This window comes from Paenibacillus sp. BGI2013 (assembly GCF_002843485.1).
Taxonomy (GTDB): Bacteria; Bacillota; Bacilli; order Paenibacillales; family Paenibacillaceae; genus Paenibacillus; species Paenibacillus amylolyticus.
Map to the genome: position 1 here is coordinate 733530 of NZ_PJFA01000002.1, position 16394 is coordinate 749923.

Below are 16394 nucleotides of genomic sequence, written 5' to 3' on the forward strand. Positions count from 1 at the left end.
GATAGAAATGGAGTCGAACAAACGTGGATTTACAAGCCGATGCCATAGACCGCGTCATTAAAAACGCCATACAAGTCATGGAAAACAGCAAATATCAAATGTTCGAAATCATGGACTCGACTCGCGATGAGCTAAAAACACTCAACGAGGAGTTGAAGTCGGTGTTGAAGGAGACGGCGGAAACGATCGAGAAAGTAGATCAGTTGGAGCTGAACTACCGCCGTTCCCGGATCCGGCTGACTGAGGTTAGCCGCGACTTTGTCCGTTATTCCGAGCATGATATCAAGCAGGCATATGAGAAAGCAACACAGCTGCAGCTGGATCTGATGATTTATCGTGAGAAGGAAATGTATCTGAAGGCCCGTCGGGATGACCTACAGAAGCGTGCCAAAAATGTGGAAGCTTCTGTGGAGCGTGCGGAGACCATCGGTTCGCAGATGGGTGTTGTACTCGAATACCTTTCAGGTGAACTAGGTCAAGTGACCCGGATCATTGAAAATGCCAAAAATCGACAAATGATTGGTTTGAAAATAATTTTGGCCCAGGAAGAAGAGCGGAAACGTATTGCTCGTGAAATTCATGACGGGCCTGCCCAGATGCTCGCCAATCTAGTGCTTAGGACGGAAATTGTAGAAAGAATGCTCATTAAGCAGGATTTTAAGATGGTCCAGGCCGAAATAGTAGATTTGAAAGGCCAGGTTCGTTCCAGTCTTGAAGAAATGAGAAAAGTTATTTTCAATCTGCGTCCTATGGCACTGGATGATCTGGGACTGATTCCAACGCTTCGGAAGTACGTGCAGGATTTTGAGGTAAAAACGAAAATCCGGTCGCTTTTTGAAACAAGAGGTAAGGAACATCGTTTATCTTCCGCGATGGAGGCAGCGATCTACCGCCTCGTGCAGGAAGGTCTGTCGAATGCTGCAAAGCATGCTTATCCCACTTATGTTGTAGTGGAAATTACATACCAGGCTCAGCTCGTCAAAATTGTCGTTCAGGACAATGGGCTTGGGTTCAAACCGGAGCTTCTTGCGAAGAAAAGCAAGGATCATACCCACTTCGGTCTGATTGGGATGAGAGAACGGGTTGAACTGTTAGAAGGAAGAATAGAGATCGAATCCGGAGAAAATCAAGGAACCAAAATAGTGATTCATATCCCGACAAACGTGGATAAGGGAAAGGAGTAGCAGGATGATGGAAAACCGTGATACTGGTAAAGCATCGATTAAAGTTCTTTTGGCTGATGATCATCAGCTGTTCCGTGAGGGACTGAAACGCATTTTAAATATGGAGGACGACATTGAGGTCATCGGCGAATGCGGCGATGGTATTCAAGTGCTCGAATTCTGCAATCAGGATAAACCTGATATCGTATTGATGGATATCAACATGCCAATCGAAAATGGGGTAGAAGCAACGGAGAAATTGCGTGAGCTGTTCCCTGATGTCAAAGTAATTATCTTGTCCATTCATGATGATGAAAGTTATGTATTTGAGACGCTTCGTAAAGGGGCTAACGGATACTTGCTGAAGGATATGGAGGCCGAGTCTCTGATCAATGCGATTCGTTCCGTGCATGAAGGACATGCGTTCATACATCCGAAAGTAACAGGCAAACTGATCATGCAGCTGCGTCGTATGACGTATCTTAATGAAACAGGGGCAATGAGTGAAGGAGCTTCGAAGGAAGCTGGCGTTAAATTTGTCGCTGGCGACAATAACCCGCTCACACGTCGTGAGGCTGAAGTGCTTCGCTTGATGGCAGAAGGTAAGAGCAACAAAATGATTGGTGAATTCCTGTTCATCAGTGAAAAAACAGTAAAAAACCATGTCAGCAGTATTCTGCAGAAGATGGAAGTGGACGACCGTACTCAAGCTGTTATCAATTCGATCAAATATGGTTGGGTTACGCTCTAATACCTTATGTTTTTCGTAAAGCAGTATTCTTACGGTAAGTCAGTCCATTGGTTGATTCAACCTAGACGAAAAGTATAGATTGGTGTTCACTCGCGCCCTTTCCAGAATGTTGGATTGGTCTGCGGGTTAATGGACTTTATCACTGCAAATGAGCAAAGTGCAAGGTTGTGCGGAACATATGTTCAAGCTTAGGCGTGAATGAATGACCTGGCCTGTCTTTCTTCGTCCGGTGTCGATCAGCGTGGAATATGAGTGGTAGGAAATGCAAGTGTAACCCTTCAGGAAGTACAGCATATACTTGTTGTATACAGGGATGTTCGCCATGGGTGAGCATGACCTTCCGAGGAGGTGCAGTTGCCATGGTTGCTCATCTGACTATGATTCTGCTCATATACTTCCTGGCGGCAATGGCCGTTCATGCCATGCACCAGCGCCATCTTTCCCGTCCGGAATCTGAAGGTTTCGAGCAGATTCTGCTCATCCCTTCCAATCAGGCAGGGCGGATCGAAGGCATTGTAAGAGAACTTTGCCGGGAATTGTTATACCGTGGTAAGAGCTTCAGATTAACAGTTGTCGCTGATCGTACAGAAGCGGAAACGATTACGATTATTGAAAAGCTTATGCAAAGGCAAGGCATGGAGACATCTTATCTGCCTGCTGTCCCTGCTGATATTGAACGGGTAGCACAGACCGATCACACGTTTCGCCTGATTGATTTGCGTGAGTCAGAGCAATAAATCATCATGTAAACGGAAATGGGATTAACATTTCGCAGATCTACAGTGAAAAGATTACAGCAGAAGCTGTAGTCTTTTTTTGTAATTGTAGCCAAGTCTGCTTTTAAATTAAAAATGGGTTTTTATGCAATCTATGGTTATTGTCTGGGTTTTGACGAGTTCATGAGTATTAAAATAAACTTTTCGAAGTCAGAAATCTTAATTTAAAAGTATAGACGATTCAGATTGGAAAAAGTTTCGCAATTTTATAGAAAGATTCTGGTTATTAGCAGAATTGTATGATGGAATCATGTTGTGTGACTAACCTTGTGATGTAAAGATTCAATTGGTATAGTAATAAGTAAATTAATCATAATATGGACATGAAGCACATGCGCCGGCGAACAGCCGGATTGGCATGTGCTTTTTTTGCGTTCAGGAGAAAGTACGATGGGGGGAGGAGAGTAAATGAAGGTTGCTTTGTATATGTGCCGTGTAGGGGAAGGGTGGAACATGATGTTATCACTCGATATTCGAGTGGATGTGGTTTGGTGGCTAGAGGGAGGAAGTGGGCGACATGTGCTGCGCTGGTTGCTGTTAGACAAGGCGTTACCGTTAAGTCAGGCATCCTGGTTGGTTGAACATTTTGGGATGGAGCGAGGTATGGATCAGTGGGGCCAGCGCGAATGGCAGAACTATCTTGCGCGGAAGCTGGATGTGTATGAATTGGCCTCGGGGGAAACAGAGGCCAGAAAAGGTATAGCAGGCAAAGCGGGGAGTGCCGCTGCGCGTGGTGCGTTGGTAGGCGGGATGCCAGAGCCGTATCCCGCCGTGCAGTGGGCTCAGCTGGAGCGGGACGCGGCCCTGCTGGCTGAGCGGATCAGTGGCCGCCAATTACTGGCGGCCGAGGCGGAGGCGTTGCTGGCGGATACCGCCCAGCGGCCAAGGGAGTGGCGCGCGGCTGCGCAGCTCGCGCGCTTGCATGGGCGGCTGAGTATCACAGCCGCCCTCGAAGGGCCTGCCACGCGCCGTCGGCACACGTGGCTAGGACGCGCGCTGAGCGCGCCCCGCTGCCACCGTTGTGGCAGCGAAGCCAGGCAGCGTGTGCCCTGCGCTGCCTGCGGCTTGGCGGCGTGCGCCTACTGCGAGGCTTGCCTCGCGCTGGGGCGCAGCCGTGCTTGTGCGCTGCTGCTACGCAGTGCAGCGCACGGGGCCGTGCCACGACGCGGCGAAGCACCGCGTGGCACGGCTTTGGCCCACACCGGCGGCGGGCTCGCCCGGTGGGGGCTTAGCGCAGCGCAGAGCGCGGCAGCAACTGCGGTGCTTGCATTTTTGGCCCGGCCACCCGCAGGGGATGGGCCGGGGCGGTTTTTGCTGTGGGCCGTGACCGGGGCCGGCAAGACCGAAATGATATTCCCTCTACTCCAACATACATTGGATCGTGGCGGACGAGCTTTGGTCGCTACGCCGCGCAGGGATGTGGTACTGGAACTAGCTCCGCGTCTGGCGAAAGCTTTTCCGGGCACCTCGCTCGCTACCCTTTACGGAGGAAGTGAGGAACGCTGGAAAGATGCTCAGCTCACGCTTGCGACCACACATCAACTGATGCGTTTTTATCAGGGGTTTGATCTCGTCATTATCGACGAACTGGATGCTTTTCCTTATCACAACGATCCCATGCTCGCTCACGCGGCGGCATCCTCCTGTAAACCGGAGGGGAATTTCGTCTATCTGTCTGCTACACCGCCTGCTCGGCTCCAGAGGGAAGCGGCACAGGGGAAACTAACCCATGCCAAAGTTCCAGTACGTTTCCACCGCCATCCTTTGCCCGTGCCAAGATTGATCAAAATGGTTACCGTTGCTGAATGTATTAAGAAACGAAATCTTCCTTCTGCCTTGAGGACTAACATCCAAATTTCATTGAAGCGTGACGCTCAGGTATTTGTCTTTGTAACACGCATTGCCCAGATTGAGGCGTTTGTGAATCTAATGCGTCGTACTTTTCCCGGAATCCATATCGAAGGAACTTCATCTCAGGACCCTGATCGCGCTAGCAAAGTTATAGCCTTTCGTGAACGCAAAATTCGTCTGCTCGTAACCACCACAATTTTGGAGCGTGGCGTTACCATTCCGCGTAGCGACGTCTTTATATTGGATGCAGACAATGGTCTCTTTGATGAAGCATCGCTGGTCCAGATGGCGGGTAGAGCAGGGCGTTCCATGGATGACCCAGCGGGTAGAGTGGTTTTTGCATCATCTCGTCGGACACGTTCACAGGTGAAGGCCGTTGCACAAATTCGGAAAATGAACACCATCGCTCGTCGCAAAGGCTACCTGCACCCACCATCCTAAACATAATCGTTATCTGACAAGTTCGTATCCACATTGCACAATACATTCCCAAGACTGGAGGTTTGCTCATCCATGTTCAACTGGTTCAGTAACATAACCGATTATGCGCAGCACCTGACCCAGCGTCTCCATCACCTGCTCGCCCCACCGGGAGCGACTTGTCTGACATGTGGCACTCGAGCGATTCTGTCTTCAACTTATTCAGGCATATGCCAACGTTGTGTGAAGCAGATTCCATGGATCCGTTCCATCCGCTGCCTGCGTTGTGGTCGAGGTGTCGGATGTCCGGACTGTGCTCGTCCACACATGCAAAACCGTTCTTTTATCTCCAACCGCAGCGCCGTACAGTACAACGCTCTCATGAAAGAATGGATAGGCATGTACAAATTCAGAGGTCATGAAAGATACGCGCCGCTCTTAACCGCGCTGTTGATTCAAGCCTTTCAAGCGATGAGCGAAGAACGAAATTCTGCTTTGGCAAAAGAACCCCCAGCTCACGTGGCTCATATCGCCACGCCTGCTCAAAAAATGAAGCCGCAATGGCGGCCTGACGCGGTCACCTATGTCCCGGTGAGCAGCGAGCGTCTGGCCGAGCGTGGCTTCAATCAGGCGGAGCGGCTGGCTGCTGGGCTCGCCACCGCCTGCCGCCTACCCATCGTAGATCTGTTGCAGCGCCAGATCAACACCACTAAACAAAGCTTCAAATCACGCGGTGAGCGTATTGAAACGATGAAGAACGCCTTTTCCATCAACCTGTATGGCACGAAGTTAATTGAAGAGCTATACAAGGGATCTCATCTGCCAACACATATGGGCATATCGCATGCCACACCCATACAGATCCTGCTGATTGATGATATCTATACAACAGGCAGCACCTTGGACGCTTGTGGGCGGGTTATTCTAAATGCTGGCTTCCACATGGAGATTCCGGTCGAGATTTACACCCTGACACTGGCAAGATCCTAGAAAGTAAATCCAAGTAATAAATGACGGTCCAGCATTCTTCAGCCACTTTAGGTGGGTGATCTATACTGTATAATTAATAGTAGACAGGAAAGTATGTTCCTTTATTAATCATTGGTACGTTAATGCGTGTCTCCATTCCATTTATTCCATTTGAAATATAGTTGTTTGATGAAATTATAAATGAAAGCGTAATAAGAAATTTTTTACATGTAAAAAAGAGGAATTGGTTTTCTCGCGCAGAATAGATAGTTTTGCCGTTCACCACAGGTGACAGCATAGGGAGTGGCACAACATATCTGTTGAAGGGGAGAACAAAAGTGGTCGCAGGAAAAAGAAAAAATGGATTTTACTTATGGACTGTCCGTCTACTAGTATTCATGCTGGTATTCGGACAGTTTGGCGTGTACGGGGGGAACCGGGCACATGCAGCCGTAGGAAGTGGGATAGTCTCATCAAGTAATGATTACCAATATGTGTTGACCAACAACAACGGCCAATTACAGGTGAATCAAAAATCAGTTAAGCTGGGTTGGGTGAGATCATATGAGATTTCAACATCAGGATATTCTTTTAGGAGAAGCCAATCGATTAATGGAGCAGTTGAGGACATAACCAAGATTTCATTTGGCTCCTACACATCTACTTATGCCGGTAAAGTTACCAATGCCTTTATCATCGACTTTGCTGAGGTATGGGAGTATTACACGACTATGGAATACAGACAATCCGGAACCAATGTTGGAGTATGGAATAATTCCACCGTTGATGAATTTGGAATGACTACGCCAAGATATGTGCAAAGCTATGAGGCTACACAGTTAAGTCTTGTGATTAATGCCGATACAGGAGCGGTAGTAGATTTTGTATCTAACCTGAATCCGTATTACATACGGAAAGCAGAATCATTCAGTTTTGTAAAAGAGCCGGGGACAACACAGCCTATTACTACAATTCCTGCTGTCCCAACTAATTTGGCGGCTGATGCCAGTGATGTAGCTATTAATCTCAATTGGTCTGCTGCTCCACAAGCTGTTCAATATGAGATTGAAGAGAATGGCATAGTCAAAGGGCCTTTTTACGGAATCAATTATACACGTTCTTCACTTACACCCAATACTACATACACCTATAGGATACGTGGAATTAACAGACTAGGAGCTAGTGAGTGGAGTGAGCCGGTTGCAATAACAACCTTGCTTGAGAAACCTGTTTTGGCCGTAACACCAGAGGAAGGCAAGAATACGATTCAGTGGATGGCGGTTGAGTCTGCAGATCGCTACCAGTTGCAGATTGATGGTGGTACACCATTTGAATTAGGAAACGTAACTTCCTATGTACATGAAGGGCTTGAAGCTAATTCAACGCATACCTATGTGCTAAAATCCTTCTCGGCTAACAATGAGAGTGCGTGGAGTAAAATGGTGAGTCAGTTAACAGTACCTGATCGTACCAACGGGCTGACGGTTACTGATGCCACATTCAATAAATTAACGGTAGCTTGGACTGCGGTAAAGGGTGCTACCGGATATGATTTGGAGATTGATGGCACTAATGTTGCTGTAACAGGCACCACATATAGTAAAACTGGCCTTGCAGCCAATACAGAGTACACTTTTAGGATCAGACCTAAAAATGCTGGTGGTGCAGGAAGCTGGAGTGATGTAACTACAGGAATCACCCAGATGAGTACACCCGTTATTCAGTCCAACCCTTCACAAGAAGAAGTTGTTCTCATCTGGTCACCAGTTGATGGTGCAACGTCATATGAAGTTGAGGCGGATGGCGTTGTCGTTGGAGATATATCAGATTCAATCTATACGCACACAGGGCTCAAACCTGGAACGGTACATAAGTATCGTGTACGAGCTATAAGTGACAATAACATTAGCGCATGGTCGGCAGTGAAATCACAGAATACGTTGCCTGATTCCGTTAATGGATTGGTGGTCAGTGCAGCGACCAATGCAGCTGTAACTGTGAAATGGACAGCAGTAACCGGAGCCGCAGGTTATGATCTCGAGATCGATGGAACAGTTGTCCCTGTAACAGGAGTAACCTACACGAAGAATGGTCTCGCAGCAAATACAGATCATACCTTCCGTATTCGCTCAAAGAATGCCGCTGGTGCAGGGGCGTGGAGTGATCTGATCAGTGGAACGACACTTCTAAACACACCAGTATTGAAAGCAGCATCGGAAGAAACTGCAATCAATCTGACATGGGCTGATGTAGCAGACGCAACGAAATATGAAATTGAGGCTGATGGAGCAGTAGTGTCAACAGTAGAAGAACCTAGTTATAGCCATGCAGCACTGCTGCCAGGAACGGCGCATAAGTATCGCATTCGTGCGTTGACCGAGACCAATACAAGTGCATGGACAGCAATTCTGACGCAGAGTACATTGCCTGCAGCGGTATCAGGTCTCAGTATAACATCCACAACGAACGCCGCAATTTCCTTGAAATGGAGTGCAGTGACCGGTAGCTCTGGATATGACTTGGAGATTGATGGAGTGGTAGTTCCAGTTACTGGTTTAACATATACGAAGAGTGGTCTTGCAGCGAATACGGACCATACGTTCCGTATCCGTTCCAAGAATACGGCAGGTGTGGGTGTGTGGAGTGATGTGGTAAGTGGCAGGACTCAACTCAATACGCCTGTGCTGAAAGCATCTTCCCAAGAAGATGCAATTACTGTAACTTGGGCAGATGTTACTGATGCAACCAAATATGAAGTGGAGGCAGATGGTATTGTTGTAGCAACGGTTACGGCGCCAGTCTATACACATGAGAGTTTGACTCCAGGAACAACGCATAAGTACCGTGTAAGAGCCCTGACGGAGCTCAACGTTAGCCCTTGGACTGCACTTCTCACTCAGAATACTTTACCGGGTTCAGTCACAGGGTTGAGTGTAACCTCTGCAACCAATGTCGCTATCGCGCTTAAGTGGAATGCCGTAACTGGAGCAACGGGTTATGACTTGGAGATTGATGGCACGGTAGTAGCTGTAAGTGGATTAACATACAACAAGACAGGTCTTGCAGCCAATACGAATCATACGTTCCGCGTTCGCTCTAAAAATACGGCCGGTGCCGGAGTATGGAGTGATATCATTGATGGTACGACATTGTTGAATACCCCTATTTTAAAAGCTTCCTCGGAAGAGACTGCTATTACAGTAACATGGGCAGATGTATCAGATGCGATCAAGTATGAGATTGAAGCAGATGGCTCAATTGTTGCAACAGTTAATGAGCCGAAATATGTACATTCAAGTCTTCAGCCAGGAACAGCGCATAAGTATCGTGTACGAGCACTGACAGATACAAACAACGGGGCTTGGACTGCTGTCTTAAATCAAAATACACTACCAGGTTCAGTTACTGGACTGGGTATTACCTCTGTAACGAATACAACAATGGCTTTGAAATGGAATGCTGTAACCGGAGCAACAGGTTATGAGCTTGAAATTGATGGCACGGTAGTAGCTGCTACTGGATTAATCTACAACAAGACCGGACTTGCGGCTAATACGGATCATACGTTCCGCGTTCGCTCCAAAAATGCGGCAGGTGCCGGAGCATGGAGTGATGAGGTAAGTGGTACAACGTTATTGAATACCCCTGTTCTAAAAGCTTCCTCGGAAGAGACTGCGATTACATTGACATGGGCTGATGTAGCAGATGCAACCAAGTATGAGATTGAAGCAGATGGAGTCGTTACTGGTACAATTAGCGAACCGAAATATGTGCACACTAGTTTGCTTCCAGGAACGGCGCATAAATATCGTGTACGTGCACTGACGGACTCTAATACAGGTGCCTGGACTGCGGTGCTGACGCAAAATACGATACCTGCTTCGGTTACTGGTTTAAGTATTAGCTCCGTTACCAATGTAGCCATTGCCTTAAAATGGACGGCAGTAACGGGAGCAACAGGATATGATCTTGAGATCGATGGTACAGTTGTACCAGTAACGGGAGTAGCTTATACGAAGAGTGGGCTTGTGACAAATACGGATCACACGTTCCGTATTCGTTCTAAAAATACAGCAGGTGCAAGTATATGGAGTGAGATTGTAGATGGCACAACTTTACTTAACACACCTGTGCTGAAGGCTTCTTCTGAGGAACAAGCGGTCACCTTGACATGGCCTGAAGTTAAAGATGCAACCAAATATGAGATTGAAGCGGACGGAGTCTTAGTGGGTACTGTTAAGGTGCCTACTTATACTCACAATAATCTGATAGCTGGAACAGCACATAAATACCGCGTACGCGCTCTGACCGAAACCAATGTTGGAGCTTGGACTGCGGTCTTGACACAAAATACGTTGCCTGGTTCTGTGACCGGGCTAACGGTAACAAGTGTAACGAACACAGCTGTTGCTCTGAAGTGGAACGCAGTCTCAGGAGCGACGGGATATGACCTTGAAATTGATGGCACGGTGGTACCTGTTAGTGGAGTGGTTTACACCAAAACGGGACTTATCGCCAATACGGATCATACATTCCGTATTCGTTCCAAAAATATTGCTGGAGCTGGAGCTTGGGGAGATGTAACAGATGTTACAACCCAGTTAAACACACCTGCTCTGAAAGCAACATCAGAGGAAACAGCTACTACTTTGAATTGGCTTGATATTAAAGATGCAACTAAATATGAAATTGAGGCAGATGGAACAATTGTTTCTACAGTAACCGATCCCTCATATGTTCATAGTAATTTGCTTGCAGGAACATCGCACACCTATCGTGTGCGTGCATTAACGGATAAGAACAGCAGCGCTTGGTCTACGGTCTTGACTCAAAGCACTATACCAGGCAGTGTGACTGGATTGAGTATGAATTCTGCAACAACAGTAGCAATTTCTATGAAGTGGAATGCGGTTACGGGAGCAACAGGATACGATCTTGAGATCGATGGTAAAATAGTTGCTGTAACGGCTCTGGCTTATACCAAAACAGCACTTCTAGCCAATACAGAGCATACCTTCCGCATTCGTGCCAAAAATGCTGCCGGCATTGGTAGCTGGAGTGAGATTGTAACCGCCTCGACCCAATTAAATGTACCAACAACACTGAAAGCTGTACCTGAAGAAACCGCAGTTACGCTGACATGGAATGAAGTTGTTGGTGCAACAAAATATGAGATTGAGGCAGATGGCATAGTGGTTGCTACTGTAAGTGATCTCTTGTATGTCCATAATGGAGTACTTGGTGGAACGATTCATAAATATCGTATTCGTGCCCTGACCGACACTAATGTGAGTGCATGGACAGCAATATTGTCCCAAACTACGTTACCTGCAAGTGTCTCAGGCTTGAGTATTAACTCTGCAACCACAGCGGCTATTGCGCTGAGATGGAGTGCTGTAACTGGAGCTACCGGGTATGATCTGGAGATTGATGGTACGGTGGTTGCCGTGAGTGGAGTAGCTTATACGAAGAGCGGACTTGCACCAAATACGGAGCATACCTTCCGGATTCGGGCCAAAAATGCTTCTGGTGCGGGAGCTTGGAGTGAGATCATAGCGGGAATGACTCAATTAACTACACCTGTGCTCAAAGGAACTTCAGACAGAACAAACGTTATTCTGACATGGGAAGCGGCTATCGGTGCTTCGTCTTACGAAATTGAAGCCGATGGGCAAATTGTGGCGGCTGTCAGTGATACAACGTTTATTCATTCTGACCTGTTACCGTTCAGTTCGCATAAATATCGTATTCGGGCATTCAATGATCAGAACACAAGCATATGGTCTTCTGTACTAAGTATTAGAACATTGAATTAGTAATGTATAAGGGGGAATGGGTTTGCATATATGTGCATCCTGTTCCCCTTTTTTGCTTTGTAAATAGACTATGGCTTCATCAGAGAAAATAAGGTAATGTATAATTATTATCTATTCGGAAATGGAAGTTTGAGAGGGGCGTTTTAGCGATGAATCTAGGTAATTGTCCTCGCTGTGGTAAATTATATGCGTTGAATTTTCGAGATGTATGCTCGAATTGTATTAAGGAAATGGAACAGGAATATCAGATCTGTGTAGATTATTTGCGCGAAAATAAAGGCACCAATATCCAGGAACTATCTGATGCAACAGAAGTTTCGATCAAAACCATTACCAAGTTCATCCGTGAGGGACGGATTTCCATCGAAAATGCCCCGAATATGATGTATCCTTGTGAAGTATGCGGAACATTGATTCGTGAAGGTCATATGTGTGACTCTTGTCGTCATCGCTTGACGAAAGACTTGGCTAGTGCAGCTCGTGATGTAGGTCAGAAGGATAACGGCATTATAGGCGGACGAACCTACAATGCTCTCGACAAACTACGCGATTCATAGGAACGAGGTCTTAAATACAGATCTTGCTATAACAAATGTTTTGAAACGTACCGATAAACTTATTAAAGATTATCGGTTTTTTTTATTATCCTAATCATTTCGATAACATAAAGATAAAGTAAGAAAAACGTATATCAACATAAACTCCTAATCATGGAAGGAAGTGCATTTTAAATGAAAATCAATGAACCGAGTAGAATTGGCGCCATCAATTCATATCAAAGGAACGTTGAATCCAATCAGCAGGCTGATGCCAAGAAGAGCCGCCGTAAGGACGAAGTATCCATTTCTCCGGAGGCGATGAAGATGCTTGAGGAACAAGGGCGTACACAAGATGCAGGACGCATTCAGCGGATACAGGAACTGAAAGAACAGGTCAGTTCGGGAACGTATCAGGTAGACAGCAGCAAGCTTGCTGACAAATTGCTACCGTATTTTAAGTCTTTTGATAAGGAATAGGTGATCACGCAATGGCAGCACTGGATAGATTAATTGCAGTTTTGCAGCAAATGGAACAAAGTCACCGCGATATGCTGGCACTCAGCGAGGTCAAGAGACAGGTCATTGTCAAAAACGATGTGGATGAACTCATTGCCATTCTGAACAAAGAATCCCGTTTCATGAAACAACAGGAGCCATTGGAGATTGAACGGCAGAGCGCAGTTCACGAATTGCTTCAGGAGCGTGGGATCAAGTCCATGCTGAACCTGAACATTACGGAGATCTCCAAACTGATTTTTGATCCGGCTGACAAACTGCGATTGCTTGAAGCCCAGAAAAAGCTGGCGGAAACACTGCATGAATTAAAGGAAATCAATCAACTGAATCAAAAGCTGATCGAGCAATCGTTGATGTTTATTGATCTTTCAATGGATATCTTTGCTTCTCGGCCAGAACAGGATGCCACATATCAGCATCCTGCTGATAAGAACGGTAATCCAGGGCGAATCGGTCTGTTTGACACGCGTGCCTGATTAAATTAGGGGGAAACCAGAGTGACATCAACATTTCATTCAATCGAAACGGCTAAACGCAGTTTGTTCACACAGACGACAGCTCTTAGCACAACAGGCCACAACGTAGCCAATGCCAACACCGAAGGGTACTCGCGGCAAAAGGTAAACATGCAGGCATCCATTGCCATGGAGCCGTTTGCATTTCTGCACAGCACTACACCAGGACAGCTCGGTACAGGGGTGGAGTTCGATTCGATTACGCGTGTGCGCGAGAAATTCCTGGATGACCAATATCGTAATGAAAACACCAACTTCGGGAGTTGGTCCATTCAACGAGACACGCTTGAGAAACTTGAAGCTATTGTGAATGAACCATCAAACACCGGATTTCGGACGGTTATGGATAATTTCTATAAATCATGGTCAGATCTGAGTAAGAATCCTGAGGATGTTACAGCACGTCGGATCGTGAAAGAAACGACTCTGGCGCTGACAGATGCGATGAACCAGATTAGCCGCCAACTGGGTTCGCTTAGTCAGGATTTGGATAGCAACATCGCGGTCAAAGGTAATGAGATCCAAGGTTACCTGGGTAACATTGCGAACCTTAACAGTGCTATTGTGAAAGTAGAGTCTCTTGGCGACAATGCCAACGATTTGCGTGACCAACGTGATCTGATGACGGACAAGCTGTCTAAAATCATGAATGTTACTGTTACGGATTCTCCACAAGGATATCAGATTCAAATGAATGGACAAGCACTTGTTACAGGCGGAGCAGTGCAGGTTGCAGTAGATCCTGCTTTTCTGAATGCCGCGTATACAGCAGGCACGCTCACTAATGGTGAAGTCCACGGCATGATTAAGTCCAGAGACACGTTGGTAAGTGATTACCAGAAACAAATGGATGACTTGGCTAATACCCTTGCTAACGGAGATATCGAGATTACTCTTCCTGCGGGTTCTGTTTTACCTGATAATACGATCCTTGATGGAGTTACATACACAGGTGCAGCACGGACACTAGCTACAGATCTCAAGGTTACAGTCAAAGGTCTGAACGGACTGCATCAGCTTGGATACAGCATGGATGGAACTAACTCTGGAGGATTACCATTCTTTACAGCAGCGGGTGGTGGAACAGCCATTACAGCTGGTAATATTTCATTGAACGCAGAGATCCTGGCTGATCCGAATAAGATTGCGACCTCACTCCGCACATCGGATGCTTCTGGTACAGAGACTGTAATCAAAGGTAATAATACACTTGCTATCTTGCTGGCGAATCTGAAAGATACACCGATGAAATCTGCAGACGGATTACGTAATGCAACGATCGGTGCACAATTCAGTGCTATTGTGGGACAACTGGGGGTACAATCTCAGGAAGCTGCACGTCAGACATCCAACTCGGAGTTCCTTGTGGAGCAAGTGGACACCCGTCGTCAATCTGTTAGTGGTGTATCGCTGGATGAAGAGATGGCCAACATGATTAAGTTCCAACATGCTTATAGTGCTTCTGCACGTTTCATGACCACATATGATCAACTTCTCGATAAATTGATTAACTCTACCGGCATGGTAGGCAGATAATAGAAGGGAGTGACTAACAACCATGAGAATAACAAATAACATGCTTAGTTCACAGTTGCTTTTGAACCTGAACCGGAATGCACAGCAAATGAACAATACTCAGACTCAACTGGCAACAGGCCGTAAAATTAACAAGCCTTCGGATGATCCGGTAGGAATCACTTACTCCCTTCGTTATCGGGCAGAACTTTCATCCAATGAGCAGTATCAGAAAAACGTAGACAGTGCGGTTTCCTGGCTTGAGTTTAACGATACTGTTATGAATCAGGCGGGGAATGTCGTGCAGCGTCTACGTGAGCTGACGGTACAAGCTTCGACAGGAACGAATCCTCAGTCCGCGCTGGACAGTATCAATGAAGAGGTAAAACAGCTTAATGAACAGTTGATTGATATCTCCAATAGTAAGCTTAACGGGAAATATGTTTTCAATGGTGAGACCTATGATGTGAAACCATATGATTTCCCTGCAAATCTAGATGGTACTTTGGATACAACGAATGCTGCTTCTGTTGTTACTGATAAAGGAAAAATTAACTTCATTGTAGGTGAAAGTGTCCAATTGCCTATTAATGTGAGTGGTAATGAAGTATTTGGAACAGAGACGGAAGAAGACAATCTTTTTGTCATCATGAATACGATCATGCAAGCTTTGACGGAAGGTGATCAGAAAGAGCTATCTGATCAGCTGGACAACATCGATAGTCGAATGGGTAAAATGTTGTCGATTCGATCTGAAATCGGCGCAAAGACTAACCGTGTTGACCTGATGATGGGGCGTTTGGAGGATCTCGGTATTAACTTGACAGATCTGCAATCCAAGGTGGAAGATGCGGATTACGCCGAACTATCCTTGCAATCTAAAATTCAAGAAAATATCTATAATGCTTCTCTTTCAGCAGGTGCCAAAATCATCTCGCCATCTCTGGTGGACTTCCTGAGATAATATAAGGAGGAGTTATGTTATGAACACTCTTCCTGTTGTTCAGATTCGAACTACACCATCTATATTAAACATGGATGCTGACCCTGGACAGTACTCCATTCGTCAACCTAAGGCGGAGGTTCAACTTCATACCAAACCTGCAAAACTGACTGTACAAAGCCATCCAATTGAGCTGAATGTTGATCAAAGCAGGGCATTCTCTGCATATACTGGTGGTAACATGATTGATATGAACGCTCGTATTTATTCGGGGATCCAACAGAAATTTCTGCAAAACATAGCTTCGCGTGTGGAGCAGGGTAATCAGTTAGCGGCTATTCATAAACCGGGAAATACGATTGCTAATATTGTGGGTACCGATTGGAAGCCGCAACCTTTTCCGGAGACGAGAACCCCTGCTTCTTTTGATAACGTGGATATTCGTATCAACACAAGACCTCCAGATATCAGCTATGATCCCGCGGTCTCTGAGATGAACGTTATCGTGAATAAGCCAGAGATTGAGTATCAGAGAGGTAAGCTGGACATTTATGTGAAACAGTACGCATCAGTACAATACACTCCACCAGCCATAGATATGGAGTTATAAGTTATAATGT

At 46.2% G+C, this 16394-nt stretch carries 12 protein-coding genes; all 12 read left to right on the forward strand.

Annotated elements, in window-relative coordinates; genetic code table 11:
• Positions 1-23: 23 nt before the first annotated feature.
• The 12 genes from CXK86_RS06970 (at position 24) to CXK86_RS07025 (ending at position 16384) form a co-directional block, all read left to right on the forward strand.
• Complete coding sequence (locus tag CXK86_RS06970) at positions 24-1184, forward strand: sensor histidine kinase (protein ID WP_036612500.1); 1161 nt, start codon at positions 24-26, stop codon at positions 1182-1184.
• Positions 1185-1191: 7 nt separating this feature from the next.
• The gene (locus CXK86_RS06975) at positions 1192-1914 is read left to right on the forward strand and encodes a response regulator transcription factor (protein ID WP_026081439.1); all 723 of its coding nucleotides are present in this window, start codon (positions 1192-1194) and stop codon (positions 1912-1914) included.
• 359 nt (positions 1915-2273) lie between these two features.
• On the forward strand, positions 2274-2651 hold the full coding sequence (locus tag CXK86_RS06980; RefSeq protein WP_036612497.1) for a hypothetical protein: 378 nt from the start codon (positions 2274-2276) through the stop codon (positions 2649-2651).
• 447 nt (positions 2652-3098) lie between these two features.
• A complete protein-coding gene (locus CXK86_RS06985) occupies positions 3099-4982 on the forward strand; it encodes a helicase-related protein (RefSeq protein ID WP_101313556.1) in 1884 nt (627 codons plus the stop codon).
• A gap of 306 nt (positions 4983-5288) precedes the next feature.
• Complete coding sequence (locus CXK86_RS06990; RefSeq protein ID WP_257467790.1) at positions 5289-5951, forward strand: ComF family protein; 663 nt, start codon at positions 5289-5291, stop codon at positions 5949-5951.
• Positions 5952-6202: 251 nt separating this feature from the next.
• The gene (locus CXK86_RS06995) at positions 6203-11746 is read left to right on the forward strand and encodes a fibronectin type III domain-containing protein (protein WP_180361732.1); all 5544 of its coding nucleotides are present in this window, start codon (positions 6203-6205) and stop codon (positions 11744-11746) included.
• A gap of 149 nt (positions 11747-11895) precedes the next feature.
• Positions 11896-12303, forward strand: coding sequence for a TIGR03826 family flagellar region protein (locus CXK86_RS07000; protein WP_076254051.1), 408 nt, complete (start codon positions 11896-11898; stop codon positions 12301-12303).
• A gap of 174 nt (positions 12304-12477) precedes the next feature.
• Positions 12478-12762 (forward strand): flagellar biosynthesis anti-sigma factor FlgM, encoded by a 285-nt coding sequence (gene flgM / locus CXK86_RS07005; protein ID WP_053779526.1) that lies wholly within the window; start codon positions 12478-12480, stop codon positions 12760-12762.
• A gap of 11 nt (positions 12763-12773) precedes the next feature.
• Positions 12774-13277, forward strand: a complete 504-nt coding sequence (locus CXK86_RS07010) for a flagellar protein FlgN (RefSeq protein WP_076254054.1) — start codon at positions 12774-12776, stop codon at positions 13275-13277.
• 21 nt (positions 13278-13298) lie between these two features.
• On the forward strand, positions 13299-14852 hold the full coding sequence (gene flgK, locus CXK86_RS07015; protein WP_076254056.1) for a flagellar hook-associated protein FlgK: 1554 nt from the start codon (positions 13299-13301) through the stop codon (positions 14850-14852).
• A 22-nt stretch (positions 14853-14874) separates the two neighbouring features.
• Positions 14875-15795: a flagellar hook-associated protein FlgL gene (flgL, locus tag CXK86_RS07020; protein WP_076254058.1), complete on the forward strand. Its 921-nt coding sequence runs from the start codon at positions 14875-14877 to the stop codon at positions 15793-15795.
• 19 nt (positions 15796-15814) lie between these two features.
• Positions 15815-16384 carry a DUF6470 family protein gene (locus tag CXK86_RS07025; RefSeq protein WP_076254060.1) on the forward strand — a complete coding sequence of 190 codons (570 nt, stop codon included), beginning with the start codon at positions 15815-15817 and terminating at the stop codon, positions 16382-16384.
• The last annotated feature ends 10 nt before the right edge of the window (positions 16385-16394 follow it).